Annotated in this window: 27 protein-coding genes; 17 read left to right on the top strand and 10 right to left on the bottom strand. The window is 69.8% G+C overall.

The genetic code is table 11. The annotated features are described in order from the left end of the window. From hisH to ACT6XY_RS14495, 4 genes are all read left to right on the top strand, one after another. Positions 1-639, top strand: a 639-nt coding sequence (gene hisH / locus ACT6XY_RS14480; RefSeq protein ID WP_444749029.1) for an imidazole glycerol phosphate synthase subunit HisH, incomplete at its 5' end; no start/stop codon positions are given. 193 nt (positions 640-832) lie between these two features. Then, positions 833-1,570 (top strand): 1-(5-phosphoribosyl)-5-[(5-phosphoribosylamino)methylideneamino]imidazole-4-carboxamide isomerase, encoded by a 738-nt coding sequence (gene hisA, locus ACT6XY_RS14485; protein ID WP_444749030.1) that lies wholly within the window; start codon positions 833-835, stop codon positions 1,568-1,570. Then, a complete protein-coding gene (gene hisF / locus ACT6XY_RS14490) occupies positions 1,567-2,355 on the top strand; it encodes an imidazole glycerol phosphate synthase subunit HisF (protein WP_444749031.1) in 789 nt (262 codons plus the stop codon). The genes hisA and hisF overlap by 4 nt, the downstream gene beginning before the upstream one ends. A gap of 332 nt (positions 2,356-2,687) precedes the next feature. Continuing rightward, a complete protein-coding gene (locus tag ACT6XY_RS14495; protein ID WP_444749032.1) occupies positions 2,688-3,311 on the top strand; it encodes a LysE family translocator in 624 nt (207 codons plus the stop codon). Here the strand turns inward: ACT6XY_RS14495 and ACT6XY_RS14500 are convergent. From ACT6XY_RS14500 to ACT6XY_RS14510, 3 genes are all read right to left on the bottom strand, one after another. Next, positions 3,308-4,084 carry a M15 family metallopeptidase gene (locus tag ACT6XY_RS14500; RefSeq protein WP_444749033.1) on the bottom strand — a complete coding sequence of 259 codons (777 nt, stop codon included), beginning with the start codon at positions 4,082-4,084 and terminating at the stop codon, positions 3,308-3,310. The genes ACT6XY_RS14495 and ACT6XY_RS14500 overlap by 4 nt on opposite strands. Before the next feature lie 5 nt (positions 4,085-4,089). After that, positions 4,090-4,371 (bottom strand): YARHG domain-containing protein, encoded by a 282-nt coding sequence (locus ACT6XY_RS14505; RefSeq protein WP_444749034.1) that lies wholly within the window; start codon positions 4,369-4,371, stop codon positions 4,090-4,092. A gap of 81 nt (positions 4,372-4,452) precedes the next feature. Beyond that, the gene (locus tag ACT6XY_RS14510) at positions 4,453-5,112 is read right to left on the bottom strand and encodes a LuxR C-terminal-related transcriptional regulator (protein WP_444749035.1); all 660 of its coding nucleotides are present in this window, start codon (positions 5,110-5,112) and stop codon (positions 4,453-4,455) included. Positions 5,113-5,301: 189 nt separating this feature from the next. On the opposite strand from ACT6XY_RS14510, the gene ACT6XY_RS14515 reads away from it, so the two are divergent. Then, positions 5,302-6,729, top strand: coding sequence for a helix-turn-helix domain-containing protein (locus ACT6XY_RS14515; RefSeq protein WP_444749036.1), 1,428 nt, complete (start codon positions 5,302-5,304; stop codon positions 6,727-6,729). Positions 6,730-6,893: 164 nt separating this feature from the next. Here ACT6XY_RS14515 and glpK read toward each other — a convergent pair whose 3' ends face one another. Continuing rightward, positions 6,894-8,405, bottom strand: a complete 1,512-nt coding sequence (gene glpK / locus ACT6XY_RS14520; protein ID WP_444749037.1) for a glycerol kinase GlpK — start codon at positions 8,403-8,405, stop codon at positions 6,894-6,896. Between the two features lie 126 nt (positions 8,406-8,531). Between glpK and glpD the strand changes: the two genes are divergently transcribed. Next, positions 8,532-10,031 carry a glycerol-3-phosphate dehydrogenase gene (glpD, locus tag ACT6XY_RS14525; RefSeq protein WP_444749038.1) on the top strand — a complete coding sequence of 500 codons (1,500 nt, stop codon included), beginning with the start codon at positions 8,532-8,534 and terminating at the stop codon, positions 10,029-10,031. Continuing rightward, a complete protein-coding gene (locus tag ACT6XY_RS14530; protein ID WP_444749039.1) occupies positions 10,028-11,269 on the top strand; it encodes a TIGR03862 family flavoprotein in 1,242 nt (413 codons plus the stop codon). Before glpD ends, ACT6XY_RS14530 begins: the two co-directional genes overlap by 4 nt. A gap of 1 nt (position 11,270) precedes the next feature. On the opposite strand, the gene ACT6XY_RS14535 is transcribed toward ACT6XY_RS14530, so the two are convergent. The 3 genes from ACT6XY_RS14535 to ACT6XY_RS14545 form a co-directional block, all read right to left on the bottom strand. Further along, complete coding sequence (locus ACT6XY_RS14535) at positions 11,271-11,879, bottom strand: TadE/TadG family type IV pilus assembly protein (protein WP_444749040.1); 609 nt, start codon at positions 11,877-11,879, stop codon at positions 11,271-11,273. 9 nt (positions 11,880-11,888) lie between these two features. Then, positions 11,889-12,482, bottom strand: a complete 594-nt coding sequence (locus tag ACT6XY_RS14540; RefSeq protein ID WP_444749041.1) for a TadE/TadG family type IV pilus assembly protein — start codon at positions 12,480-12,482, stop codon at positions 11,889-11,891. Positions 12,483-12,611: 129 nt separating this feature from the next. Next, positions 12,612-13,181, bottom strand: coding sequence for a pilus assembly protein N-terminal domain-containing protein (locus ACT6XY_RS14545; protein WP_444749042.1), 570 nt, complete (start codon positions 13,179-13,181; stop codon positions 12,612-12,614). Positions 13,182-13,717: 536 nt separating this feature from the next. Here ACT6XY_RS14545 and ACT6XY_RS14550 point away from each other — a divergent pair. The 10 genes from ACT6XY_RS14550 (at position 13,718) to ACT6XY_RS14595 (ending at position 22,387) form a co-directional block, all read left to right on the top strand. After that, on the top strand, positions 13,718-13,888 hold the full coding sequence (locus ACT6XY_RS14550; RefSeq protein ID WP_444749043.1) for a Flp family type IVb pilin: 171 nt from the start codon (positions 13,718-13,720) through the stop codon (positions 13,886-13,888). A gap of 70 nt (positions 13,889-13,958) precedes the next feature. Continuing rightward, positions 13,959-14,135: a hypothetical protein gene (locus ACT6XY_RS14555; protein WP_444749044.1), complete on the top strand. Its 177-nt coding sequence runs from the start codon at positions 13,959-13,961 to the stop codon at positions 14,133-14,135. 46 nt (positions 14,136-14,181) lie between these two features. Next, positions 14,182-14,688 (top strand): A24 family peptidase, encoded by a 507-nt coding sequence (locus ACT6XY_RS14560; protein ID WP_444749045.1) that lies wholly within the window; start codon positions 14,182-14,184, stop codon positions 14,686-14,688. A 136-nt stretch (positions 14,689-14,824) separates the two neighbouring features. Further along, the gene (cpaB, locus tag ACT6XY_RS14565; protein WP_444749046.1) at positions 14,825-15,673 is read left to right on the top strand and encodes a Flp pilus assembly protein CpaB; all 849 of its coding nucleotides are present in this window, start codon (positions 14,825-14,827) and stop codon (positions 15,671-15,673) included. 41 nt (positions 15,674-15,714) lie between these two features. Continuing rightward, positions 15,715-17,166 carry a type II and III secretion system protein family protein gene (locus tag ACT6XY_RS14570; protein ID WP_444749047.1) on the top strand — a complete coding sequence of 484 codons (1,452 nt, stop codon included), beginning with the start codon at positions 15,715-15,717 and terminating at the stop codon, positions 17,164-17,166. 28 nt (positions 17,167-17,194) lie between these two features. Continuing rightward, positions 17,195-17,635 (top strand): CpaD family pilus assembly lipoprotein, encoded by a 441-nt coding sequence (locus ACT6XY_RS14575; protein WP_444749048.1) that lies wholly within the window; start codon positions 17,195-17,197, stop codon positions 17,633-17,635. A gap of 4 nt (positions 17,636-17,639) precedes the next feature. Further along, entirely contained in the window at positions 17,640-18,908 is a 1,269-nt protein-coding gene (locus ACT6XY_RS14580) for an AAA family ATPase (protein WP_444749049.1), read from the top strand. Positions 18,909-18,935: 27 nt separating this feature from the next. Continuing rightward, the gene (locus tag ACT6XY_RS14585) at positions 18,936-20,411 is read left to right on the top strand and encodes a CpaF family protein (protein ID WP_444749050.1); all 1,476 of its coding nucleotides are present in this window, start codon (positions 18,936-18,938) and stop codon (positions 20,409-20,411) included. Between the two features lie 4 nt (positions 20,412-20,415). Beyond that, positions 20,416-21,396 (top strand): type II secretion system F family protein, encoded by a 981-nt coding sequence (locus ACT6XY_RS14590; protein WP_444749051.1) that lies wholly within the window; start codon positions 20,416-20,418, stop codon positions 21,394-21,396. A gap of 16 nt (positions 21,397-21,412) precedes the next feature. Then, positions 21,413-22,387 (top strand): type II secretion system F family protein, encoded by a 975-nt coding sequence (locus ACT6XY_RS14595; RefSeq protein ID WP_444749052.1) that lies wholly within the window; start codon positions 21,413-21,415, stop codon positions 22,385-22,387. 4 nt (positions 22,388-22,391) lie between these two features. Here the strand turns inward: ACT6XY_RS14595 and ACT6XY_RS14600 are convergent, their stop codons facing one another. From ACT6XY_RS14600 to ACT6XY_RS14610, 3 genes are all read right to left on the bottom strand, one after another. Continuing rightward, positions 22,392-22,994 carry a hypothetical protein gene (locus ACT6XY_RS14600; protein WP_444749053.1) on the bottom strand — a complete coding sequence of 201 codons (603 nt, stop codon included), beginning with the start codon at positions 22,992-22,994 and terminating at the stop codon, positions 22,392-22,394. A 64-nt stretch (positions 22,995-23,058) separates the two neighbouring features. Further along, on the bottom strand, positions 23,059-24,297 hold the full coding sequence (locus tag ACT6XY_RS14605) for an MFS transporter (RefSeq protein ID WP_444749054.1): 1,239 nt from the start codon (positions 24,295-24,297) through the stop codon (positions 23,059-23,061). A gap of 98 nt (positions 24,298-24,395) precedes the next feature. Further along, the gene (locus ACT6XY_RS14610; protein ID WP_444749055.1) at positions 24,396-24,770 is read right to left on the bottom strand and encodes a DUF423 domain-containing protein; all 375 of its coding nucleotides are present in this window, start codon (positions 24,768-24,770) and stop codon (positions 24,396-24,398) included. Positions 24,771-24,772: the final 2 nt, after the last annotated feature.

Here is a 24,772-nt window from a genome sequence, read left to right on the forward strand (position 1 = left end):
ATCGTCGATTACGGCTCGGGCAATCTGCACTCGGCGCAGAAGGCCTTCGAGCGCATGGCCCGCGAGCGCGGCCTCAACGCGCCGGTCGTCGTCACCGCCGATCCCGATCTCGTCCGCAAGGCGGACCGCATCGTCCTGCCGGGCGTGGGCGCCTTCGCCGACTGCAAGCGCGGCCTCGTCGGCGTGCCCGGCATGGTGGAGGCCATGACGGAGGCCGTGCGCGGCCGCGGCCGCCCCTTCCTCGGCATCTGCGTGGGCATGCAGCTCATGGCCGGCCGCGGCCTCGAGAAGGAGACCTCCGCCGGCCTCGGCTGGGTGCCCGGCGACATCGACCTGATCCGCCCGGCGGATGCGAGCCTGAAAATCCCCCACATGGGCTGGAACACGCTGAACGTGACGCGCGACCATCCCGTGCTCGCCGGCATTCCCACCGGCCCCGACGGGCTGCACGCCTATTTCGTGCACTCCTATCACCTCACCGCCACTGCCGCCGACGTCGTCCTCGCCGAGGCCGACTACGGCACGCGCGTCACCGCCATGATCGCCCGCGACACCATGGTCGGTACGCAGTTCCACCCCGAGAAGAGCCAGACCCTGGGCCTGTCGCTGATCGGCAATTTCCTGGAGTGGCGGCCGTGAGCATGGAGTTACGCTGTCCGTCACCCCCGGCGAGCCCGAAGGGCGAGGGAAGGGGGTCCAGACATGGATTGATCCCGCTCCCGGCATATGCACCCGTCAACTCCTGGATCCCCTTCCCCTCGCTTCACTCGGCCGGGGATGACGGGCTGAACAAGGCCCGGCTCGGTCGTCACCCCGCCGTCGAGACCGCATCATGAGGCTCTTTCCCGCCATCGACCTGAAGGAGGGCCGCTGCGTCCGCCTGCGCCAGGGCGACATGGACCAGGCGACCGTCTATGCCGACGATCCCGCCGCCCAGGCGCGCGCCTTCGAGGCGCAGGGCTTCGACTATCTCCACGTCGTCGACCTCGACGGCGCCTTCGCCGGCAAGCCGGTCAACGCGGCAGCGGTGGAAGCGATCCGCGCCGCCACCACCTTTCCCGTCCAGCTCGGCGGCGGCATCCGCGACATGAAGACGGTCGAGGGCTGGCTCGCCAAGGGCGTCTCCCGGGTGATCATCGGCACCGCGGCGGTGCGCGATCCGGACTTCGTGAAGAGCGCGGCCAAGGCTTTCCCCGGCCAGGTGGCCGTCGGCATCGACGCCCGCGACGGCTGGGTCGCCGTGGAGGGCTGGGCCGAGACCTCGACGCTCGCCGCCCACGACCTCGCCCGCCGTTTCGAGGACGCCGGCGTCGCCGCCATCGTCTACACCAACATCGCCCGCGACGGCATGCTGACCGGCATCGACTGGGACGGCACCATCGCCCTCGCCGAGGCCGTCTCGATCCCCGTGATCGCCTCGGGCGGCCTCGCCTCCCTCGACGACGTGCGCCAGCTCCTGACGCCGCGCGCGGCGAAACTGGAGGGCGCCATCACCGGCAAGGCGCTCTATGACGGCCGGCTCGACCCGGCAGAGGCCATCGCCCTGATCCGCGGAGCACGCGCCGCATGACCTTCAAGGTGCGCATCATCCCCTGCCTCGACGTCAAGGACGGCCGTGTCGTCAAGGGCGTGCAGTTCGTCGACCTGATCGATGCCGGCGATCCCGTCGAGGCCGCCAAGGCCTATGACGCGGCAGGCGCCGACGAGCTCACCTTCCTCGACATCACCGCCAGCAGCGACGACCGCCGCACCATGTTCGACGTGGTGACGCGCACGGCGGAGGCCTGCTTCATGCCGCTCACCGTTGGCGGCGGCGTGCGTACGGTCGACGACATCCGCGCCCTGCTGGTTTCCGGGGCCGACAAGGTGTCGATCAACACCGCGGCGGTGAATGACCGCGCCTTCGTCGGCCGCGCCGCCGACAAGTTCGGCAACCAGTGCATCGTGGTGGCCATCGACGCCAAGCGCGTATCGGCGGACGGCGAACCGGACCGCTGGGAGATCTTCACCCACGGCGGCCGCAAACCCACCGGCATCGACGCCGTCGCCTATGCCCGCGAGGTGGTGTCGCTCGGCGCCGGCGAGATCCTCCTCACCTCCATGGACCGCGACGGCACCAAATCCGGCTTCGACCTGAAGCTGACCCGCGCCGTCGCCGACGCCGTGCCGGTCCCGGTCATCGCCTCGGGCGGCGTCGGGGCGCTCGACCATTTCGTCGACGGGGTCGCGGTTGGCGGCGCCACGGGCGTGCTGGCGGCATCCGTCTTCCACTTCGGCACCTTCACCATCGGTGAGGTGAAGCGGCACATGAAGGCCGCGGGCCTCCCCATCCGCATGGACGGGATCGCCGTCTGAGGGGGCTGCCGCGGTCGCAATGCGGGCGTTCATCGGCTCGCCCGCCGGAAAGTGCGTCCTTCGAGGCTCGCCGCCGGGCGATGCTGACGCATCGCCGGAGCTCGCACCTCAGGATGAGGATGTGGGTGTCCTGCACCTGGGGACGTGGGTACGGTCTGGGAGACGCCACGCGGCGTTGTCACGGGACCTCCGGTGCCAAGCGCCACCGTCCTCATCCTGAGGTGCGAGCGTAGCGAGCCTCGAAGGACGCACTTTCCGCCGGGCAATCCTGATCCTCATGGGACAAGGTGCAAGCCTGTCGCTAGTCTGGCGCAGCATCACTGAAGATCCTCATGACCCCCGCCGACACGCTCCTCGCCCTCGCCGGCCTCTGGCTCATCGCCGTCATCACGCCTGGCCCGAACATGATCCTGTTCATGGCGGTCGGCCTGTCCTCGCCCACCCCTTCCGTCGTGGCCACCGCCGCCGCGATCCTGATCGGAACCGCCTGCTGGGGCCTCGCCGGTCTCTTCGGCCTGTTCTGGCTTTTCGAGCTCTTCCCTGCCGCAGCCATGGCGGTGAAGGTGGCCGGCGGCCTCTATCTCGCCTGGATGGGCCTCGGCCTCATCCGCCGTAACCTCACCGCCCCGCCGGAAACCGCCCGGGCGCCCGCCGCCATGCTCACGCCCCGCCGCGCCTTCCTCACCGGCCTCGCCACGGCGCTCGGCAATCCGAAGAGCCTCGTCTTCGTCTCCTCGCTCTTCGCCGTGACGCGCCTCGCCGAGCAGCCGCTCGCCATCGGCCTCGCCGGCGTCGGCGTGATGTTCGCCATGTCGACGCTCTACTACGTCACCCTCGGCGTCGCGCTGAGGACCCTGCCCTTCGCCCGCCGGCCCGGCGCCGCGGGCCGCGTTCTCGCCCTGGGCACCGGCGTCGTGATGATGGCCTATGGCGGCAAGATGGCCTGGGAGCGCTAGGACCCGCCGATCAGCTCGGGCCGGTATTCGAAATGCATGGTGTCGTAGTGATACCACTTGCCGCCCCAGATGAAGCGCTGGGCCTCGAACACCTCGGCGATCGCAAAGGGAATGCGGTTGCGATAGGGGATGTCGCCGCGCGCCCGGGCCCATGACCAGTAGTCGGAGTGGGTGACGTTGAGATCGATGGCGGCCGCATAGGCGTGCATGCTCAGAAGGCCGGTGTCCGCGACCGCCCGGCAGTTGAAGGTGCCGGCGGAGGGGACGAGATAGGCCTTCAGCCTGTCGGGCAGACCCTCGAGATCGGCGACGACGCGCTCCAGCCGGGACGCCACGTCGTTCACCGTGGTCACCGGCAGCGGCTGTGGCCGCGTCTTCGGCATCCAGGTGACGGTGCGGTGGCGGCCGGCCGCACCGCCGCGCCGGCAGTCGCCGTACATCTTCACGAAGAAGGCGGTGTTGCGCAGCCGCCCCGGGCTGTGGTCGCGGGCGGGCGGCCCGGCGGGCGGGCCGGACACATAGGTCTGTCGCACCTGGTCGGCGAGAGTCGCGTCGCGCAGCATCGCTTCGAAAGGGCGTTCCGGGCGCCCGGCGCCCGACGGCATGCGCGTGCCGTCCCGCCAGACGAGATCGCCGCCGTCGATCCGGGCGAGGTGGTCGGGATAGGCGGCGACGAGGCGGCCGAGGCGCTCTCCCTCGTCGGCCGACGCGAGCCTCGGCACCAGGAGCGGCGCCGCCAGCGCGGCGAGGACGGTGCGGCGGGACGGGCCCACCGTCGTCAGTCGGTGCAGCCGTTGAGCCGTTCGGCCCGGATGATGGCCTGGATGATCCGGCGCTGGGTGTTCGAAAGCGGCACGTCGCCCTGCCGGTCGTAGGCGCAGCCGGCATTGCCGAAGGTGCGGACCGCCCGCGGCGTGCTGAAGCAGTAGCCGGCATCCTTGTAGATCTGGTTGCGCTCCATCCACAGGTCGCGGCACGCCCAGCCGTCGTAGTTCTGGGCGGCGACGCCTGCGGTGGTGGCGACGAGGAAGAGGGCGGCGGTGGCGAGCCTTGCGGTCATGGCGATCCTCGACGGTGTGAACGCGAACGCCGCCACCCTAGGGTAGCGGCGTCCGACAATCCATCAGGGATGATGAGCGCTTCAGCGCGCCGCGTGGGTGGCGCGCGACAGGTGGGCGGCGGCGCCGTCCGGAACACCGCGGACCGGCATGCGGGCGCTGGCCTCGTGGGCCGTGATGAAGGTGGCGATGGCCTGGGTGCGGCGCTCGACGCCGAGCTTCCGCAGGATCGAGGAGACGTGCGACTTCACGGTCCCCTCGGAGATGCCGAGGTCGTAGGCGATCTGCTTGTTGAGGCGGCCGCGGCTCATCAGGTCGAGGACCTTGAACTGCTGGCCCGACAGCGCGTCGAGCTTGCGGGAGGAGGAGAGGTCGCCCTCAGGGTCGATGGCGGTCACCACCGGCCACCAGGTGCGCTGGGCGAGCACGCTGCCGAGGGCGGCGCGCAGGTGGTCGGCCGGCAGGTCGAGCGGAAGGGCGGCCACGGCGCCGCGGGCGCGCGCCTCCTGCACCGGACGGCGATCGGCATGGTCGATCAGGACGGCGACGCGGGCACCCTCGGCGAGGTCGAGGGTGTCGAGGTCGGAAAGGCTCGCGATCACCAGGCTCGCCTTGGCGGGGTCGGTCGCGAGCGCGCCCGGATGGCTGGCCCGGACGAGTGCTTCGATGGTCTCGGCGACGATGGGGAAGGCGTGGCGGACGGCGAAGTGCAACGTCTCACGGACGGAAGTGTCGGCGGTCATGTTCGGTTCCTCCAAGGGCCCTGTGGCGCGCCGGTTGATCCGATCTTGCTTGGCCGGGACGCTAGCACCGGGGTGGCCGTCGTCAAAATGCGAAATGTCATGCTGCGAAATTGCGAAATTTTTGCATCTACACCTTTAGGCCAATGTGGTTTAGCCTAGGACGAAAGAACAAGGCGGACGAGGGGTTCCATGTCGCGCAAAGTCTTCGTCGGTCCCGCGCTGCGCCGGCTGCGCGAGGAGACGCGCCTCACCCAGACGGCCTTTTCCCAGCGCCTCGGCCTGTCCGTCAGCTATCTCAACCAGATCGAGAACAACCAGCGGCCGGTGACGGCCAGCGTGCTCGTCGCCCTCGGCCAGACCTTCGGCGTCGACCTCGCGACCTTCGCGACCGACGACACCGACCGTCTGGTCACCGACCTGCGCGAGGCCGCGGCCGACCCCCTGCTCACCGACACGACCCCCAGCCTCCAGGACCTGAAGCGCGTCGCCTCCGACAGCCCCGCCTTCGCCCGCGCCTTCCTGCGCATGCACCAGACGGCCCGCCGCCTCGGCGAGCGCCTGCAGGCGGCCGGCGACGCGCCCATCCTGCCGCCCTCGGGCGAGGAGACCGCCGGCGCCCTGCTGCCCTATGAAGAGGTGCGTGACTATTTCCACTACGTCGACAACTATGTCGACGACCTCGACCGCGCCGGAGAGGATCTGGCGGAGCGGCTGGGCCTCGCCGCCGCCAGCGATCGTGTCCAGGTTCTCGCCGGCTATCTCGCCGCCCGCCATGGCCTCAACGTCGACGCCAATGCCAGCCTCGGCGACGACGTGCTCGAGCGCTACGAGGCGGGGCCCAACATCGTCGCGCTCGACGGCTCGCTCGATTCCTCCACCCGCGCCTTCCTGCTCGCCAACCGCATCGCCCGGCTGGAACAGGCCGACACCCTGGCGGCCATCGTCTCGGCGGCCGGCTTCCGCTCGCGCGCCGCGGCGGACATCGGCCGCGTGGCGCTGGCCAACTACTTTGCCGGCGCGCTCCTGCTGCCCTACCGGCGCTTCCTCGCCGCCGCCAAGGAGACGCGCCACGACCTCGACTGGCTCGGCCGCATATTCGGCGCCAGCCTCGAACAGGTCTGCCACCGCCTCTCGACGCTGCAGCGCGCCGGCCAGCGCGGCATCCCCTTCTACTTCGTCAAGGTCGACCGCGCCGGCAACGTCATCAAGCGCCACTCGGCGACGCGCTTCCAGTTCGCGAGGTTCGGCGGCGCCTGCCCGCTGTGGAACGTGCACGAGGCCTTCGAGCAGGCGGGGCGCACCTTCGTCCAGGTTGCCGAGATGCCGGACGGCACGCGCTATCTCTCCCTCGCCCGCGCCGTCACCAAGGGCGCGGCCCACTGGCGCGCCCCGGTGCGCCGCTACGCCTTCGGCCTTGGCTGCGAGATCTCCTATGCCGGCGAGATCGTCTATTCCGAGGGCATCGACCTCAAGGCCGACGCCAACGTGGCGAAGATCGGCGTCTCCTGCCGCATATGCGAGCGCGCCAACTGCCACCAGCGCGCCGTGCCGCCCATCGACCGGGAGATCCGGGTGCCGACCGACCGGCGCAAGGTCGTGCCCTTCGATCTGAGCTGAACTCGCTCCGGACCGCCCTCCGCGGCGGCCGGCACCTATCCCTCCGCGTCATGCCCGGCCTTGTGCCGGGCATCCACGAATTTGCTGCGAGCCGTGTGTTCAAGTCGCGCATGGCCGGGACAAGCCCGGCCATGACGGAGAGGGCGGTGACGGCCATCGGCGCCTCACCGCCGGGTCAGCGTGCGCGCCACCGCGTCCTTCCAGCGCGCAAGCTTGTCCTCGCGCGTCGCGGCGTCCATGGCGGGCGAGAAGCGCCGATCGAGCGCCCAGCTCCGCGCGAACTCCGCCGGCTCCGGGCAGACGCCCTGCGACAGGCCCGCGAGATAGGCCGCCCCCAGCGCCGTCGTCTCCAGCACCTTCGGCCGGTCCACCGGCGCATCGAGCAGGTCGGCGAGACGCTGCATCGTCCAGTCGGAGGCGACCATGCCCCCGTCGACCCTGAGCACCGTGCCGGAGGAGCCCGCCCCCGGCCAGTCCGCCTTCATGGCGCCGAGGAGGTCGGCGGTCTGGAAGCAGACGCTTTCGAGCGCAGCCCGCGCCATCTCCTTCGGCCCCGTGCCGCGCGTCAGCCCGAAAATGGCACCGCGGCAGTCGGCGTCCCAGTAGGGCGCGCCGAGGCCGACGAAGGCGGGAACGAGGATGACCTCCTGGTTCGGGTCCGAGGCGGCGGCGAGTGCTCCGGTTTCCCCCGCCATCTTCACGATGCCGAGCCCGTCGCGCAGCCATTGCACCGCGGCCCCGGCGACGAAGATGGAGCCCTCAAGCGCATAGGTGCGCTTGCCGCCGAGCTGGTAGGCGATGGTGGTGAGCAGCTTGTTGCGCGAGGTCACGGCCTCGGTGCCCGTGTTCAGCAGGGCGAAGCAGCCGGTGCCGTAGGTCGACTTCATCATGCCCGGCGCGAAACAGGCCTGGCCCACGGTCGCCGCCTGCTGGTCGCCGGCCATCCCGCCGACCGCGATGGGGCCGCCGAAGAGCTCAGGGTCGGTGGCCCCGAAAGCTGCGGCGCAATCCATCACCTTGGGCAGCATGGCCATCGGCACCTGGAGAAGCCGGCAGAGGTCGTCGTCCCAGACACCCCGATGGATGTCGAACAACATGGTGCGCGCGGCGTTGGTGGCGTCGGTGGCATGCACCCGCCCGCCGGTCAGCCGCCACAGGAGGAAACAGTCGATCGTGCCGAAGGCGAGTTCGCCGCGCTCCGCCTTCTCCCGTGCGCCCGGCACCGTGTCGAGAATCCAGGCGAGCTTCGTGCCGGAGAAATAGGGGTCGATGACGAGGCCGGAGCGCGCCTGCACCAGGGCCTCATGGCCCTCGTCCCGCAGTCTTGCGCAGGCGGCAGACGTGCGCCGGTCCTGCCAGACGATGGCGCGGTGAAGGGGCTCTCCCGTCGCCCGGTCCCACACCACCACGGTCTCCCGCTGGTTGGTGATCCCGATGCCGGCGACATCCGCGGCGGTAACCCCGGCCTTCGCCAGCGCCTCGCGCGTCGTCTCCACCACGCTCGTCCAGATCTCCTCCGGATCGTGCTCGACCCAGCCGGAGGCCGGGAAGTGCTGGGTGAACTCGCGCTGCGCCACGGCCAGCACCTCCAGCCGCGTGCTGAAGACGATGGCGCGGGAGGAGGTCGTGCCCTGGTCGATGGCGACGATGACGGGATGGTGCCGATCGGAGGGCATGCGCGTTTCCTCATGCAAGGCGCGGCTCGGCCGCTGCCGGATTGCGTCCATTGTGCCACCTCCCGGCCTTGCGGCGGAAGCCAAAAGGCGTCAGACGGAGGGCCGAACGCGCGCGTGGGGAATGGCATGACCGGGACGACGGTCGACCTGCTGGTGGTCGGCGGAGGCATCAACGGGGCTGGCATCGCCCGCGACGCGGCAGGCCGCGGCGCTTCCGTCATGCTGGTCGAGCAGGACGACCTCGCCAGCGCCACCTCGTCCTGGTCCACCAAGCTGATCCACGGCGGCCTGCGCTATCTCGAGCACTACGAGTTCCGCCTGGTGCGCGAGGCGCTGATCGAGCGCGAGGTGCTGTGGGGCATCGCGCCGCACATCATCCGTCCCCTGCGCTTCGTGCTGCCGCACCACGAGGGGCTGCGCCCGGCCTGGCTGCTGCGCCTCGGCCTGTTCCTCTACGACCATCTCGGCGGCCGCAAGCGCCTCTGGGCGACCCGCACGCTGGACCTCGCGACGAATGCCGCCGGCAAGCCTCTGAAGACCGGCTACGGCAAGGCGTTCGAATATTCCGATTGCCGCGTCGACGATTCGCGCCTCGTAGTGCTCAACGCCCGCGATGCCGCCGACCGTGGCGCCATCGTCCGCACCCGCACGCGCGCGACAGCGGCGCGCCGCGAGGGTGGGCTCTGGCATGTCACTATCGAGGACCGCCTCCGTGGCGGCACGGAGACCGTCACGGCCCGGGCAGTGGTCAACGCCGCCGGCCCCTGGGTCGAGAGCTTCCTCACCGGTGCGGCGCAGACCACGCCGCCGGCGCGGGTCAGGCTCGTCCAGGGCTCGCACATCGTCGTGCGCAAGCTCTACGACCACGACCGCGCCTACATCTTCCAGAACGCCGACAACCGCATCATCTTCGCCATCCCCTACGAGCGCGACTTCACCCTCATCGGCACCACCGACCAGGACTATGCCGGCGACCCCGGCGCGGTGAAGGCGAGCGAGGCCGAGATCGCCTATCTCTGCGCGGCGGCGAGCGAGTATTTCCGCGATCCCGTGACCCCCGCCGACGTCGTCTGGACCTATTCGGGCGTGCGCCCGCTCTACGACGACGGCGCTTCCGCCGCCCAGGAGGCGACCCGCGACTACGTCCTGCACAAGGACGGCGGCGGGGCCGTGCCGCCGCTGCTTTCCGTCTTTGGCGGCAAGATCACCACCTATCGCCGTCTCGCCATCAGCGCTCTCGCCGACCTCGCGGCGGACCTGCCGGCCCTGCGCGGCAAGGCCGACTGGACGGCCGGCGCGCCGCTCCCCGGCGGCGACATCGACATCGACGCGCCGGTGAGCGCCGGCGAGAGCCTGTGGCGCAGCCATCCCTTCCTCGATCCTGCGGCCGCCGCCCGCCTCGCCGCCGCCTATGGCACGCGCGCGGGGCGCATCCTCGCCGGCGCCAGGACCATGGCGGATCTCGGACGCGACTTCGGTGGCGGGCTCACCGAGGCCGAGATCGCCTATCTCAGGCGCGAGGAATGGGCGGTGACCGCCGAGGACGTCCTCTGGCGGCGCTCCAAGCTCGGCCTCCACCTCGATGCGGAGCAGCGGGCGGCCGTCGCGGCCCATATCGGCGGATGAGGCGGCCGGCGGTCGTCGTCGTCGGGGCGGGGCCCGCCGGCCTTTTCGCCGCCGAGCGCCTCGCCGCGGCGGGGGCCGCCGTCACCGTCTACGACCGCATGCCCTCGCCGGCCCGAAAGTTGCTGCTCGCCGGCCGCGGCGGCCTCAACCTCACCCATTCCGAGCCGCGCCGGGCGTTCCTGGAACGCTACCCCGCCTTGCCGCCGCCCATGGCGCAAGCCCTCGACGCCTATCCCCCGGCGGCGTTGCGGGACTGGGCGGAGGGTCTCGGCGAGCCGACCTTCGTCGGCACGTCGGGGCGCGTCTTCCCGCGCGCTTTCAAGGCCTCGCCGCTGGTCCGTGCCTGGCTCGCCCGCCTGGGAGGCCTCGGCGTCAGCCTCGTCATGCGGCACCGCCTGGTGGGCATCGGCCCGGGCCCTGTGCTCCGGTTCGACGGGCCGGGGGGCCGGGCCGAGGTCGCGTGCGACGCCGCCCTGCTCGCGCTCGGCGGCGCGAGCTGGCCGCGCATGGGCTCAGACGGCGGCTGGACGACCCTGCTGGAGGGGCAGGGCGTCGCCGTCGCTCCCCTGCGCCCCGCCAACATGGGCGTCGAGATCGCCTGGACGGCGGATTTCGCCACCCGCTTCGCCGGCCAGCCGCTCAAGGCCGTCACGATCGCCCTCGGATACAGGACCGTGCGCGGGGAGGCGATGATCACTGCCGAGGGCCTGGAGGGCGGCGCGATCTACGCGCTCTCCGCCACGATCCGCGAGGCGCTCGCCACAAACGGCGGCGCGCGGCTCGCCATCGACCTGAAACCGGATCTGGCCCTGGATGCGGTCGCTGCCCGGCTCGCCGGCGCCCGGCCGAAGGACTCGCTCTCCGCGACGCTGAAGAAGCGCCTCGGGCTCGCACCGCAGGCGGTCGCGCTGCTGCGCGAGACCGAACGGGGCGGCATGCCGCGCGAACCGCTGGCCCTCGCGAACCGGATCAAGGCGGCGAGGCTCGCCGTCTCGGGCGTCCGGCCGCTCGACCGGGCGATCTCGACCGCCGGCGGCGTGCGCTTCGCGGCGCTTGGAGACGGGTTCGAGCTCGAGCGCCTGCCGGGCGTCTTCGTCGCGGGGGAGATGCTCGACTGGGAGGCGCCCACCGGCGGCTATCTGCTGCAGGCGACGTTTGCCACAGCGGCGGCGGCGGCAACCGGCATCGCCGCCCGGCTCGGCCTGCCCATGGTCCGGGACCCGGCCCCGCCCTGGTAGATCAGATGCAGCCGGCTCCCTGGGTCGGCGTGCGGCTGACGGATTCGCCGATGCGCGGCCGGGTGTAGAGCCGGTCCGACAGGAGGATCGAGCCGGAGATCAGGTAGGCCACCGTCGGCGTGTAGCTGTACTTGATCTCGGCCAGCACCAGGAAACCCGTCGTGCCGAGCGTCGGCTTCAGCTCCGTCGGCACGCTCATCGTCTGGCCGCAGGTGTAGCGCGTGGCGTTGCGCGCGTCGCTCCAAACGGCGCGCGACACGCCGAGAATGTCGGTCTGGATGCCGGTGACGACGATCTGCGCATTGCCGATGGCGAAGGGCGCGATGACGTCGGCGGTCGCGTCCAGGATGTTGCTCATGTCGTTGTTGGAGATGGTGGTGGCCTGCGACGACAGGTCGGAGAGCGCGCGCGCCGCAAGCGACACCTTGCGGTCGGCCTGCAGGCCCTGGGTCGTCTCGACCGTGGCGAGGAAGAGCGTCACCATCAGCGGCAGGACGAGGGCGAACTCGACCGCCGAGACGCCGCGGGCGTCGCGCCGCAGGTCATGGAGGCTGTCGCGGACCTTTTCGGCCGCCTGCCGGATCCGGCGGAGGGGAGACGCAAAGCTCATCTCGGCTCCTCAGAAGGGCTCGTTGCGGAAGGCGGCCGTCGCCATCAGGAGACGCTTGCCGTTGGACAGGTCGCCGATGGTGAGGCCGAAGGTCGGCATCAGGACCGGCCACTCGTAGACGGCGCGGACCACGACGATGTCGCCGCCCGCGCCCTGGGTGTAGCCCATGCCGGAATAGTTGACCGCGCCCGAGGAGACGGGCTTCGAGGTGCTGGCGCCGCCGAAGCTCGTGTAGGTCCTGACGTCGACGGCAATCCCCGCGCAATTCATCAGGGCGTTGGTCTTGGCGCAGATCTCGTTCTTGAACGCGGCCTGGTCGAAGTTCCGGGTCTGCGCCTGGCCGGTCATGATCAGGCGCGAGGCGCTGGCGGTGGCGGTCTCCAGGACCTGGCCGGCGAAGAACACCATGGCCATCTCGATGATGGCGAAGAGCAGGAACAGGAAGGGGCCGGCGACCAGGGCGAACTCGACGGCGGCCACGCCGTCGTCCGCGCGGCGGAAGCGCCGCACGATGCGCGGCCGCACCAGCGCGGCGCGCAACAGCCCCGCCCAGCCCGATTTGCGCAAGCCGGCGCGACGACAGCTCACCGACGCAGCAGACATGCCCGAGCCTCCGTTAGTCCCGGACGCCCATGGGACGTCCCGAACGCATGTCTTAGCGGAAACCCGTTGACGAACCCTTGCCCTGACGGCCGATTTTGTCGCCATGGACGGCGTGGGCAGACCCCGACGTCAGCGCGGCGCGGCAGCCGCTCCCCCGGCGGCACCGCCACCGGAGGCCGCGCCGTCGCGCGTGCGTGCGCTGTTGAGGGCGGTGTCGAAGAACGCCTTGGAATCGCCGAGAGAGATCGTGCGCTCGCACGTGGGTGCGCAGGAATAGGTCTCCCTCTCGACGCCGCGATAGACCTGCACGACCGCCTCGTTCTGCGGGCGCACGCGGATCTGGATGGTCAGAAGCGGCTCCCCGCGCGCGTCCAGGGCGATGAGGTTGGTCGCCCCGACGCTCTTGCCGGTCAGCACCATCAGGCCGCCGCGCTGCACAGACGCGTCGGCGATCAGCGGATTGCCGATGACCAGCGTGGCGACATGGGCCGGAAGGCGCATGATCCGCGCCTGATCCATGGTGACGGTCATGCCCTGGGCGACGGCGCCCGCGACATCGCCCGAGGCGGCACCGGCGAGCGGCGTCTCGGTGGCAAGGGCGGCCTGAAGGGGCAGGAGCACCGCCAGCACCGTGGCGGCCACCGTGCCGGCCCGCGCGCGGGTTCCGGTCGTCGAGGCGGAGCTGATCGTCGTTGTCATCGAAACTCTCGTCGGCAAGACGGTGCTGTCTATGGGCCGAGACAAACAGAAAATGGTGAATGAATTGCCAATGGCGGGCCGGCGGCGGTCCACGGCCGTCTGCAGTCTGGGCCGGCGGTGACTTCGCCACGAACTGACGTTCCGCCTGCGCGTCGCAGACGCCGGACCTCGCCCAATCCGGCGATGTCCTGAATCCGGCCTGCTCCAGTCACGTGTATCACAAGTCGAGAACTAAGTAGTTACTGAGAATATCGTTGGGGAACTTTGGGCTGTATCATGATGTAGTCGCCGGTAATCCCGGGTATTAATGGAAATAAACTATACTTTTCCGCCCGAGATGCAATTTAAAATCTGCTTAAATGAGCCTTTAACCATATTAGATACGTTGCCGAAATTTGGCGTTTCACGAAGTTGATTTAACGAAGGGGCAAGGGGTGCTTGCTAGGGTCCAGTCAGTTCGAACGGATCATACCAACGTGACCGGCGGACAGCGCCTCAAAGCCGAACGGCGCATCGTGGACATCTAGGAGTCAGCCATGAAGAACCTCTTCGCTCGTTTCGCCCAGGACACCTCGGGCGCGACCGCCATCGAATACGGCCTGATCGCCGCCGGCATCGCCGCCGTCGTCATCACCGCCGTCTACAACCTCGGCAGCACCGTCAACAACACCTTCACCAGCATCAACAACACGATGAAGGGTCAGTGACCTCGGCGATTCCTCGCCCTGCGATGGCCCGCCCCCCGGCGGGCCATCGGCATTCCCGAAGGCCCCACCGATGCACGCAGTGACGGGCCCACGCGCCCCGCGCCCTCCGGCCGATCGCCCGGCCCTCGACGGCACCGCCCTCGGCGATCTGCGCCAGGAGACGCGCCGCGACGTCCGCCTCGTGGTCGCCGTCCTTCTGGTCGCCATCGCGACCTCGGTCGCCGGACTCGTCCATTCACTGTCTTGAAACCGGAACCGGTGCATCGTCGTCCGACCCTTGCGGAAGAGACACCATGTTCGAGCTCGCCATTCTCCTCATCTTCCCGGCGATGATGGCGTTCGCGGCGGCGAGCGATCTCTTCACCATGACCATCTCGAACCGCGTGTCGCTGATCCTGGTGGCCGGTTTCCTGGTGCTCGCCCTTCTCACCGGCATGAGCTGGCAGGCCATCGGCCTGCACCTGGCCTCCGGGTTCCTCGTCCTCTCCATCTGCTTCGTCTGCTTCGCCTTCGGCTGGATGGGTGGCGGCGACGCCAAGCTCGCCGCCGCGACCGCCCTCTGGCTCGGCTGGACCCATCTTCTCGACTACGCCGTCTATGCCTCGCTCTTCGGCGGCCTCCTGACCGTCGCCCTCCTCGCCCTGCGCGGCGTGCCGCTGCACCCGCCCTTCCTCCTGCGCGAGGGCTGGTACGCCCGCATGACCGATGCGAAGACCGGCATTCCCTATGGCATCGCGCTCGCCGCCGCGGGCCTGCTCGTCTATCCCCAGAGCTTCTGGATGACCGGCGCCCTGCAATGATCAGGCGGCCGGACCGCGGGTCATGATCCGTTAAGTCAACTTGCTCACCGGCGATTAACCATAAGTTGACCTTTCCCTGATGGAATCCGGATCGAGACAAGGCGGGTTGCGCCGTGTCGCGTCAGGGGTTCGTGGGATGCGTCTGAAGCCTGCACAGATGGTGGTCATCGCCGTGGCGCTCGGTGCGGGCGGCCTCGCGGCCATGATGATGGGGAGCCGCCGCCCCGCCGCCCCGCTGCCCCAGCAGGTGGCTGCACCCGCCCCCCAGATTCCGACCGTCGAGGTCCTGGTCGCCAACGTCGACCTGCCGCTCGGCAAGATCATCCTGCCCAACGACGTCACCTGGCGCCGCTGGCCCGAGGAGGCCGGCACCGGCAGCTTCGTCGTCAGGCGCAACGGCGACACCGGCTCCGCCGCCATGGACGAGGTCGTCGGCTCCATCGTCCGGACCACTTTCGTGCCCGGCGAGCCGATCCGGCCGAACCGGCTGGTCAAGGGCAATCGTGGCTTCATGTCCGCCATCCTCACCCCGGGCATGCGCGCCATCGCCGCGCCCATCGACGATCCGTCCCGCGGCGCCGGCGCGTTCATCCTGCCGAACGACCGCGTCGACGTGATCCTCGCCCGCCGCAACAGCGGCGCCGCCGCCGCGACCGAGGGCCTCACCCACACCACCGCCACCGTGCTGCGCAACGTGCGTGTCCTCGCCGTCGACCAGACGGTCGAGGAGCGCGGCGGCGAGAAGACCATCGTCGGCCGCACCGCCACGCTCGAACTCACCCCCGGACAGGCCGAGACGCTCGCTCTCGCCCGCGAGCTGGGAACGCTCTCGCTGTCGCTGCGCAGCCTTGCCGATTCGTCCGTTTCAAACCTCGCCGGCGAGGGCGCGGGAACGGGCGATGCCCTGTTCGGCGCCACCGAGGGCCGCATCAGCATCGTCCGTCACGGCGTGCGCTCCATCGTCGGCGGCCAGGCACCGGAATGACCATGCAGCGCCAGAAACTCCCCGTTCCGAAAGAGGCTTCCATGTTCGCCCGGATGCGCTGCTCGATCACGGCCGGCCGCCCCCTGGCCTTCGCCCTGGCCTCCCTCGCGGCTCTCGCCCTCGCCACGCCGCCCGCCGCGGCCCAGCAGAGCCAGGTGCAGCGCCAGCAGCGCCCCGGCGCGGTCAACACCATCACGCTCGGTGTCGGCAAGTCGCTGCCTGTCGAGCTGCCGCGCGATGCCCGTGACGTCATCGTCGCCAATCCGGCGATCGCCAACGCCGTGGTGCGCTCGGCCCGCCGCGCCTTCCTGATCGGCGTCGCCGTGGGGCAGACCAACGTCTTCTTCCTCGACGCCGAGGGCCGGCAGATCGCCTCCTACGACATCGAGGTGGGCCGCGACCTCGTCGGCCTGCGCCAGACCCTGCGCGCCGCCCTGCCCCATGCCGGAATCGACGTGCGCTCGGTCGCCGACGCCGTCGTCGTCTCCGGTCAGGTGATGACCCCGCTCGAGGCCCAGCAGGCCATCGACATCGCCACCAAGCTGGTCGGCGACGAGAAGAAGGTGGTCAACGCCATCGCCATCCGCGGCCGCGACCAGGTCCACCTCAAGGTCACCGTCTCCGAGGTCCAGCGCACCGCCATCAAGCAGCTCGGCGTCAACCTCTCGGCCTTCGACCCGACCTCGACCCTGACGGGCGCCAGCGGCAACCTCGGCAATGCCGGCGGCTTCGTCTACGGCCTCCTCACCTCCGGCAGCTACAATGCCAACGGCACGTCCCCGGCGAACTCTGCCGTCCTCGGCACGCGCGTCGGCAACAACGTCTTCACGAGCACCATCCAGGCCTTCGAGGAGCACGGCCTCGTGCGCACCCTCGCCGAGCCGACGCTGACGGCCATCTCCGGCGAGCAGGCCAAGTTCCTGGCCGGCGGCGAGTTCCCGGTGCCCACCGGCCGCGATCTCACCGGCAACGTCACCATCGAGTTCAAGCCCTTCGGTATCGGCCTCGCCTTCACGCCCGTGGTCCTCTCGGAGGGCCGCATCAGCCTGCGCGTCGGCGTCGAGGTCAGCGAGATCGACAACCAGCTGACCGTTCAGCTCTCCAACGTCACGGTGCGTGGCCTGCGCACCCGCCGGGCCGACACCACGATCGAGCTGCCCTCCGGCGGCACCATGGTCATGGCCGGCCTGCTGCAGGAGCAGACGCGGCAGAACATCTCCGGCACGCCGGGTCTGCTCAACGTGCCGGTGCTCGGCGCCCTGTTCCGCTCGCGCGACTACCAGCGCGGCCAGACCGAACTCGTGGTCATGGTCACGCCCTACATCGTGCGGCCGACCTCGGCCAACCAGCTCGCCCGGCCCGACGACAATCTGCAGGACGCCTCCGATCCGGCCGGCATCCTGATCGGTCGCCTGAACCGCATCTACGGCTCGGGCCAGCCGCCGGCCGCGGGTGGCCGCTTCAACGGCCCGGTGGGGTTCATCCGTGACTGACCGCGCGCACATTCAGAGGGAAAGCATCATGTCGTTCGGCACCACTGCGAAGCTGGCCCTTGTCGGCCTCGCTCTCGCGCTCGGCGGCTGCAAGTCGGTCGCCTCGATGCACGACCCCTATCCGCACGACTATCGCCTGCGCCATCCGATCGTGGTGGGGCCGCAGGGCGCCTACGTCACCTCCCAGTGCGGCCAGTGGCCCGAGGACATGGGCGCCGGCCCCGGCAACACCAGCGCCCTCAACCGACCGAACTGGAACCACGGCTGCGCCACCCAGCACAACCTGGCCGCCATGGTCGCCAATCCCAACGACCTGCTGCATCCGCGCGCCGAGGGCCAGTCGGACGCGGCGCGCCGCCAGACCGTCATCGCCCGCTACCGCCGCGGCGATGCGCCGGGTCCCCACACCGTTCACACCCCCATCCAGCCGCTCACCGACATCAAGAGCGCCGTCCGGGGCGGAGGCTGAGGCCGTGGCAGACGACGTCATCCAGGTTGCAGACGGCGGCGCAGAACAGATCGCGCCGGTTCCCCGCATCTCGCTGCAGGCCTTCTGCGAGACGCCGGAACTCGCCTCCGTCATCGCCGACGCGGCCGAGGACCGGGGCATGGACAAGGCCCATGTGCGCGTGCAGATGGGCGGCGCCCCCGGCGCGGTCGAGGCCTATCGCTCAGCCCCGACCCCCAACGTCGTCATCCTCGAAACCGTCGGCCGCAAGGGCGAGATCGTCGGCCATCTCGACGAGCTCGCCGAGGTCTGCGATGCCACGACCAAGGTTATCGTCATCGGCCAGGTCAACGACATCGTCCTCTACCGCGAGCTGATGGCGCGCGGCGTGAGCGAATATCTGATCGGCGCGCCGGGCGTCCTCGACATCATCCGGGCGGTGTCCGGCCTCTATGCCAGCGAGGGTGCCAAGCCCGTCGGGCGCACCCTGGCGGTCATCGGCGCCAAGGGCGGCGTCGGCGCCTCCACCGTCGCCCACAACCTCGCCTGGGCCATCTCGCGCGACATCGGCGTCGACACCTGCATCGCCGACATGGACCTCGCCTTCGGGACCGGCGGCCTCGACTTCAACCAGGATCCGCCGCAGGGCATCGCCGATGCGGTGTTCTCGCCCGACCGCGTCGACACCGCCTTCGTCGACCGCCTGCTGTCGCGCTGCTCGGACAAGCTTTCGCTGCTCGCCGCCCCGGCGACGCTGGAGCGCGTCAGCGACCTCGGCCCCGAGGCCTTCGACCCGCTCTTCGACATCCTGAAGGCGAGCGTCCCCTCCATCGTCATGGACCTGCCGCACGCCTGGACCGGCTGGACGCGGCGCTGCCTGATCACCGCCGACGACATTCTCGTGGTCGCCGCGCCGGATCTCGCCAACCTGCGCAACGCCAAGAACCTGATGGATCTCCTGCGCGCCTCCCGGCCCAACGACACGCCGCCGCGCTACATCCTCAATCAGGCCGGCCTCGCCAAGCGCCCCGAAATCAAGCCGGCGGATTTCGCCAAGGCCCTCGAGGCCGAGCCCATCGCCGTCATCGGCTTCGAGCCCCAGCTCTTCGGCACGGCCGCCAACAACGGCCAGATGATCGCCGAGATGGAGCCCGGCCACCGGGTCGCCCAGCAGTTCACCGATCTCGGCCTGGCGCTGACCGGCCGTCACGACACCAGGCGGGCGCGTCCGGGGCTTCTCGGCCCTCTCTCGCCTCTCCTCGAGAAGCTCACCCAGCTCCGCAAGAAGGCCTGAGGGTCGACCGCAATCATCTGAGGCAGCATGTTCGGCAAGCGCGGCAATTCAGGATCCGGCATCGGGCGGCAACCCCCTTCGGGCGGCGGCACGCTCGAACGCAGCCCGCCGCCGGCGGCCGCGCGTGCGCCCGAGCCGGCGCGCATGCCCTCCATGCCCTCGCCGCCGATGTCGCCGGCGTCCTCGCTGCCGCCTGCCGAGGATCGCCAGCGCTCGTCCTCCTTCTACGAGACCAAGAGCCAGGTCTTCGGCGCCCTCATCGAGGCCATCGACCTCTCCCAGCTCGCCAAGCTGGACGCCCAGTCGGCGCGCGAGGAAATTCGCGACATCGTCAACGAGATCATCACGATCAAGAACATCGTGATGTCCATCGCCGAGCAGGAGGACCTGCTCGAGGACATCTGCAACGACGTCCTCGGCTACGGCCCGCTCGAGCCCCTGCTGGCTCGCGACGACATCGCCGACATCATGGTGAACGGCCCGAACACGGTCTACATCGAGGTCGCCGGCAAGATCTCCAAGACCGGCGTGCGTTTCCGCGACGGCTCGCAGCTGATGAACATCTGCCAGCGTATCGTCAGCCAGGTCGGCCGCCGCGTCGACGAATCCTCGCCGATCTGCGACGCGCGCCTGCCCGACGGCTCCCGCGTCAACGTCATCGCCCCGCCGCTTGCCATCGACGGCGCCGCACTCACCATCCGTAAGTTCAAGAAGGACAAGCTGACCCTCGAGCAGCTGGTCAAGTACGGCTCGATCTCGCCCGAAGGCGCCGAGATCCTGAAGATCATCGGCCGCGTCCGCTGCAACGTCGTCGTCTCCGGCGGCACCGGCTCCGGCAAGACGACGCTGCTCAACTGTCTGACCCGCTACATCGACTCCGACGAGCGCATCATCACCTGCGAGGACGCGGCGGAGCTCCAGCTGCAGCAGCCCCACGTGGTGCGGCTCGAGACGCGTCCGCCCAACCTCGAGGGCGAGGGCCGCGTCACCATGACCGACCTCGTCAAGAACTGCCTGCGTATGCGTCCCGAGCGGATCATCGTCGGCGAGGTTCGCGGACCCGAGGTCTTCGACCTTCTGCAGGCCATGAACACGGGCCACGACGGCTCGATGGGAACGATCCACGCCAACTCGCCGCGCGAGTGCCTGTCGCGCATGGAATCCATGATCGCCATGGGCGGCTATTCGCTTCCCGCCAAGACCGTCCGCGAGATCATCGTCGGCTCCGTCGACGTCATCGTCCAGGCCGCCCGCCTGCGCGACGGTTCGCGCCGCATCACCCACATCACCGAGGTGCTCGGCCTCGAGGGTGAGACGCCGATCACGCAGGACCTCTTCGTCTACGAGATGGTCGGCGAGGACGAGGACGGCAAGATCGTCGGACGCCACCGCTCCACCGGCATCGGCCGCCCGAAGTTCTGGGACCGCGCCCGCTACTACAACGAGGACAAGCGCCTGGCCGCCGCACTCGATGCGGCGGATGTCGGCGAGCCGATGAGGTGAGCCCATGCCGGAAATCGACACCCTCGCCATCGTCGGGCTCGCCATCGTCTGCGCCGGCGGCCTCGCCTATGCGCTGATCTACCCGCTGCTCTCCGGCGAGGTGAAGGCCGAGCAGCGCCGCGAGGCGGTGGCGCAGGTCGCCGCCCGGCCGACCCGCGCCAAGGTGGAGGACACCTCGGCCAAGCGCGTCAGCATCGAGGACACGCTGAAGGAGATCGAGCGCAAGCAGAAGAAGTCCTCGAAGCCGCCGCTGCAGATCCGCATCGCCCAGGCCGGCCTGTCGTGGACGGCGAAGCAGTTCTACATCCTCTCCGGCGGGCTGGCCCTCGGCGGCGTTCTCGCCACCCTGTTCATGGGCATGCCGATGCTGGCGGTCCTCGCCGCCGCCGTCGTCTTCGGCCTCGGCCTGCCCCAGTGGATCCTCAACCATCTGAAGAAGCGCCGCATGGCGGCCTTCCTGAACGAGCTGGCCAATGCCGTCGACGTCATCGTCCGCGGCGTGAAGGCGGGTCTGCCGCTCGGCGACTGTATCCGCATCGTCGCCACGGAGGCCCAGGAGCCCGTGCGCACCGAGTTCCGGCACATCATCGAGCAGACCGCCCTCGGCATTCCGCTGCACGAGGCGGTGATGAAGCTCTACGACCGTATGCCCGTGCCCGAGGCCAACTTCTTCTGCATCGTCGTCTCGATCCAGCAGAAGGCCGGCGGCAATCTCTCGGAGACCCTCGGTAACCTCTCGAAGGTGCTCCGCGACCGCAAGAAGATGAAGTCGAAGATCGTCGCGCTCTCGCAGGAGGCCAAGTCCTCGGCCGCCATCATCGCCTGCCTCCCCCCGGCGGTGATGTTCTTCGTCTATCTGTCGACACCACAATACATCTCGCTGCTGTGGACCACCGACATGGGGCGGCTGTTGCTGGCCGTCTGCATGTTCTGGATGCTGACCGGCGTCCTGGTCATGCGCAAGATGATCAATTTCGACTTCTGATGGAGCGACGGACACCATGCTGAAGCTCGTCATCGAGAAGCTCCACGACCGGGACTTCATCATCCAGCTGCTGATCGCCGTCGCGGTCTGCGCCACGGTCCTCACCTTCGCCATGCCGCTGCTGGCGGGCGACAATCTCGGCCGCCGCATGAAGGCCGTCTCGGTCGAGCGCAACAAGATCCGCGAGCGCGAGCGGGCGCGGCTGGCCAGCGGCGAGCGCATCGCCGTCCGGCGTACGACCAAGGCGTGGGTGAAGTTCATCGTCGACGGGCTGCAGCTCGGCAAGCACCTGGCGCAGGAGGAGGCGCGCGACAAGCTCGTCCAGGCGGGCTACCGCGGCCAGGCGCCCTATATCGTCTTCCTGCTGTTCCGGCTCATCGTGCCGATCATCACCGTGCTGGCGGCGCTGGTCTACCTCTTCGGCGTCAACGATCTCGGACAGCCGGCCATCGTCCGCGTCCTGCTGTCGCTGTTCGCCGCCTATATCGGCCTGCAGCTGCCGATGCTCTACCTCAAGAACAAGATCGAGCATCGCAAGACCTCGATCCGCCGCGCCTTTCCCGACTCCCTCGACCTGCTGCTCATCTGCGTCGAGAGCGGCATGTCGATCGAAATGGCCTTCAAGCGCGTGAGCCTGGAGGTCGGCACGCAGTCGATCGCGCTCGCCGAGGAACTGACCCTGACGACGGCCGAGCTGAGCTATCTGCAGGACCGCCGCATGGCCTACGAGAACCTCGCCAAGCGCACGGACCTCGACGGCGTCCGTGCGGTGACGATGGCGCTCATCCAGGCCGAGCGCTACGGCACACCGCTCGCCAACACGCTCCGCGTCATGGCGCAGGAAAACCGCGACATGCGCATGTCCGAGGCCGAGAAGAAGGCGGCGTCGCTGCCGCCGAAGCTCACCGTGCCGATGATCGTCTTCTTCCTGCCCTGCCTCTTCGTCGTCATCATGGGCCCGGCGGCGATCCGCCTGACCGGGGCGAACTGATCGCTCAGATGCGGTCGGCCGCGATCGGCATGGTGTCGATGGGCGCCACCTCGTCGGACGCCACCGTGCGCGTCCCCGGCTTCCCCGATTCCACCGTCGCATCCTGCAGGCGCCGATAGAGGTTGCGCGTCCGCCGGACGGGCCACCAGTCGTAGAACAGGATCTGCGCCGGCCGCCAGTTCGCCACCCAGCCGAACACCGAGATGCCGTCGCGAAGCCCTTCGCGCCAGCCGTCCGGCAGGGACGAGTTGTCGACGACCCGCGACAGCGCCGTGCAGAAGGCCAGCACGCACAGGCCGATGGCGAGCGAGATCACGCCTGTGCGGATCAACTGGCGGAGGTTCTGCTGCTCGCTGGCGGCGAGCCGCGTGAAGTGCATGCGCACCACCTCCTGCAGCTTGGCCGCGTCCCGCGCCGTGGCCGGCTTGCCGCGGATGCTGAGGGCGATGACGAAGCGGTGCCGGCGCGGCGCGTACCAGGCCTGGGAGGCAATGTACTGGGCGGCGGTGGCGTTGAGGCTGAAGTCGTGGAAAGGCGAGGGATCGAAGGTCGAGAACAGCTGCTCGACGTCGCGGACGTCGAGCGCGATGCGGGTCTTGTCGCTCATGAAATCCCCCTCGGAACGGCCGTGCGCGCAGGATGCGGCCTCGGCGCGCCGGCGTCGAGAGCGATCAGGCCTTCGCCAGCCGCTCCCGTCGCATCAGAAGCCATCCAACGATGGCGAGGTTCACGAGGTTCCACAGGATGCCGTTGACGAAGGCGGCCTGGTAGGAGCGGGTGATGTCGTAGATGACGCCGGAGATCCAGCCGCCGAAGGCCATGCCGAGCAGCGTTGCCATCAGCGCAATCCCGACGCGCGTACCGGCCTCGCCCGGCGCAAAGTACTCGCGCACGATGATGGCGTAGCTCGGCACGATTCCGCCCTGGAACAGTCCGAACAGGATCGAGAAAATGTAGAGCGGCGTCAGCGCGTCGGAGGTGAGGAACAGGACGAGGGCGAGGCCCTGCAGGGTCGACCCGAGGAGCAGCGTCGCCAGCCCCCCGATCCGGTCGGCGACGAAGCCCGAGGCGACGCGGCTGATGATGCCGAAGGCCAGCATCAGCGACAGCATCTCCGAGCCCCGCGCCACGCCGTAGCCGAGGTCGGCGCAATAGGCGACGATGTGGACCTGCGGCATCGACATGGCGACGCAACAGGCGATGCCGGCGATGGCGAGGAGCACGGTGAGCATGTTGGGCGAGAGCCCGAGCGCCGCCGGGCTGGCCGAGCGGGCGAGGGCGGCCGCGCCGACCTCTGCCACCGGCGGCCGCCGGCGCAGCAGCAGCGCGAGCGGCACCATCAGCACGACGACCGAGACGGCGATGACGAGATGCGTCGTCCGCCATCCCAGGCTGTCGAGGCTGAACCGGACGATCTGCGGCCAGATGGCGCCGGCGAGGTAGTTGCCGGAGGCGGCGATGGCGACCGCGATGCCACGCCGCCGGTCGAACCAGAACGAGACATGGGCGAGGAGGGGGCCGAACACGGCCGCCGAGCCGAGCCCGATGAGCAGGCCGTGGGCCAGCGCGAAGACGAGGATGGAGGGCGCGGCGGCGGCCAGCGCATAGCCGGTGCCGAGCAGCAGGCTGCCGCCGATCACCGGCGCCATGATGCCGAACCGGTCGGAGATCCGGCCCATGAGGACGCCGCCGCCGGCAAACCCGAGCATGGCCAGCGTATAGGGCAGGGAGGCCTCGCCGCGCCCGACCCCGAAATCGGCCTGCACGGCCGGCATCACCACGACGACGGACCACATGCCGACGCCGCCGATGGTGCCCAGGGCGAGGGCGACGGCGAGGCGCAGCCATGCGGCGCGGCCGTCGATGTCGGCGGCGGGGGAATGGTAGCGGTCGTGGGACGTCTGCTGCACGGGGGACCTGCCTGCCGAAGAGGGAAGCACGCTAGCACCGCCCTTCTGCACAAAACAGCGGCAGCGGCGCGCAGCTTCCGTGCAGGCGCCGCGCTGCCTCAGCCCTCGCGCCGGCCGCCGATGGCACCCGCGAGCGCCACGCCGAGCCAGGCGGCGATCATCACCATGCCGCCCACGGGCGCCGCCATGGGAAACGGCGCCGTGCCGGCGAAGGTGCGCACGGCGAGGTCGCCGCTGAACAGCGCGGTTCCGACGACGAGGCCCCAGGCGGCGACGCGCGCCGGCAGGTCGGCGAGAAAGGCCCCCTTCCGGCCAATCGCCACGGCGATCACCGCCGGCGCATGCAGCGACAGCATGGTCGCGGCGACCGACAGGCTCGTCCCGGCATAGCGGTGGCTGGCGAGCGCCGCGAAGGCGACGCCGGTGGCGCCCATCAGTCCGGCGGCGATCAGGAGGAGGCGTGTGGCTGTCATAA

It is taken from the genome of Phreatobacter sp., from assembly GCF_052440005.1.
In the GTDB taxonomy this organism is placed as follows: Bacteria; Pseudomonadota; Alphaproteobacteria; order Rhizobiales; family Phreatobacteraceae; genus Phreatobacter.

Coding starts and splice junctions, on each gene's coding strand:
- hisA (WP_444749030.1), top strand. CDS start 833: ATGAGGCTCTTTCCCGCCATCGACCTGAAGGAGGGCCGCTGCGTCCGC.
- hisF (WP_444749031.1), top strand. CDS start 1,567: ATGACCTTCAAGGTGCGCATCATCCCCTGCCTCGACGTCAAGGACGGC.
- ACT6XY_RS14495 (WP_444749032.1), top strand. CDS start 2,688: ATGACCCCCGCCGACACGCTCCTCGCCCTCGCCGGCCTCTGGCTCATC.
- ACT6XY_RS14505 (WP_444749034.1), bottom strand. CDS start 4,371: ATGACCGCAAGGCTCGCCACCGCCGCCCTCTTCCTCGTCGCCACCACC.
- ACT6XY_RS14510 (WP_444749035.1), bottom strand. CDS start 5,112: ATGACCGCCGACACTTCCGTCCGTGAGACGTTGCACTTCGCCGTCCGC.
- ACT6XY_RS14515 (WP_444749036.1), top strand. CDS start 5,302: ATGTCGCGCAAAGTCTTCGTCGGTCCCGCGCTGCGCCGGCTGCGCGAG.
- glpK (WP_444749037.1), bottom strand. CDS start 8,405: ATGCCCTCCGATCGGCACCATCCCGTCATCGTCGCCATCGACCAGGGC.
- glpD (WP_444749038.1), top strand. CDS start 8,532: ATGACCGGGACGACGGTCGACCTGCTGGTGGTCGGCGGAGGCATCAAC.
- ACT6XY_RS14530 (WP_444749039.1), top strand. CDS start 10,028: ATGAGGCGGCCGGCGGTCGTCGTCGTCGGGGCGGGGCCCGCCGGCCTT.
- ACT6XY_RS14535 (WP_444749040.1), bottom strand. CDS start 11,879: ATGAGCTTTGCGTCTCCCCTCCGCCGGATCCGGCAGGCGGCCGAAAAG.
- ACT6XY_RS14540 (WP_444749041.1), bottom strand. CDS start 12,482: ATGTCTGCTGCGTCGGTGAGCTGTCGTCGCGCCGGCTTGCGCAAATCG.
- ACT6XY_RS14545 (WP_444749042.1), bottom strand. CDS start 13,181: ATGACAACGACGATCAGCTCCGCCTCGACGACCGGAACCCGCGCGCGG.
- ACT6XY_RS14550 (WP_444749043.1), top strand. CDS start 13,718: ATGAAGAACCTCTTCGCTCGTTTCGCCCAGGACACCTCGGGCGCGACC.
- ACT6XY_RS14555 (WP_444749044.1), top strand. CDS start 13,959: ATGCACGCAGTGACGGGCCCACGCGCCCCGCGCCCTCCGGCCGATCGC.
- ACT6XY_RS14560 (WP_444749045.1), top strand. CDS start 14,182: ATGTTCGAGCTCGCCATTCTCCTCATCTTCCCGGCGATGATGGCGTTC.
- cpaB (WP_444749046.1), top strand. CDS start 14,825: ATGCGTCTGAAGCCTGCACAGATGGTGGTCATCGCCGTGGCGCTCGGT.
- ACT6XY_RS14570 (WP_444749047.1), top strand. CDS start 15,715: ATGTTCGCCCGGATGCGCTGCTCGATCACGGCCGGCCGCCCCCTGGCC.
- ACT6XY_RS14575 (WP_444749048.1), top strand. CDS start 17,195: ATGTCGTTCGGCACCACTGCGAAGCTGGCCCTTGTCGGCCTCGCTCTC.
- ACT6XY_RS14585 (WP_444749050.1), top strand. CDS start 18,936: ATGTTCGGCAAGCGCGGCAATTCAGGATCCGGCATCGGGCGGCAACCC.
- ACT6XY_RS14590 (WP_444749051.1), top strand. CDS start 20,416: ATGCCGGAAATCGACACCCTCGCCATCGTCGGGCTCGCCATCGTCTGC.
- ACT6XY_RS14595 (WP_444749052.1), top strand. CDS start 21,413: ATGCTGAAGCTCGTCATCGAGAAGCTCCACGACCGGGACTTCATCATC.
- ACT6XY_RS14600 (WP_444749053.1), bottom strand. CDS start 22,994: ATGAGCGACAAGACCCGCATCGCGCTCGACGTCCGCGACGTCGAGCAG.
- ACT6XY_RS14610 (WP_444749055.1), bottom strand. CDS start 24,770: ATGACAGCCACACGCCTCCTCCTGATCGCCGCCGGACTGATGGGCGCC.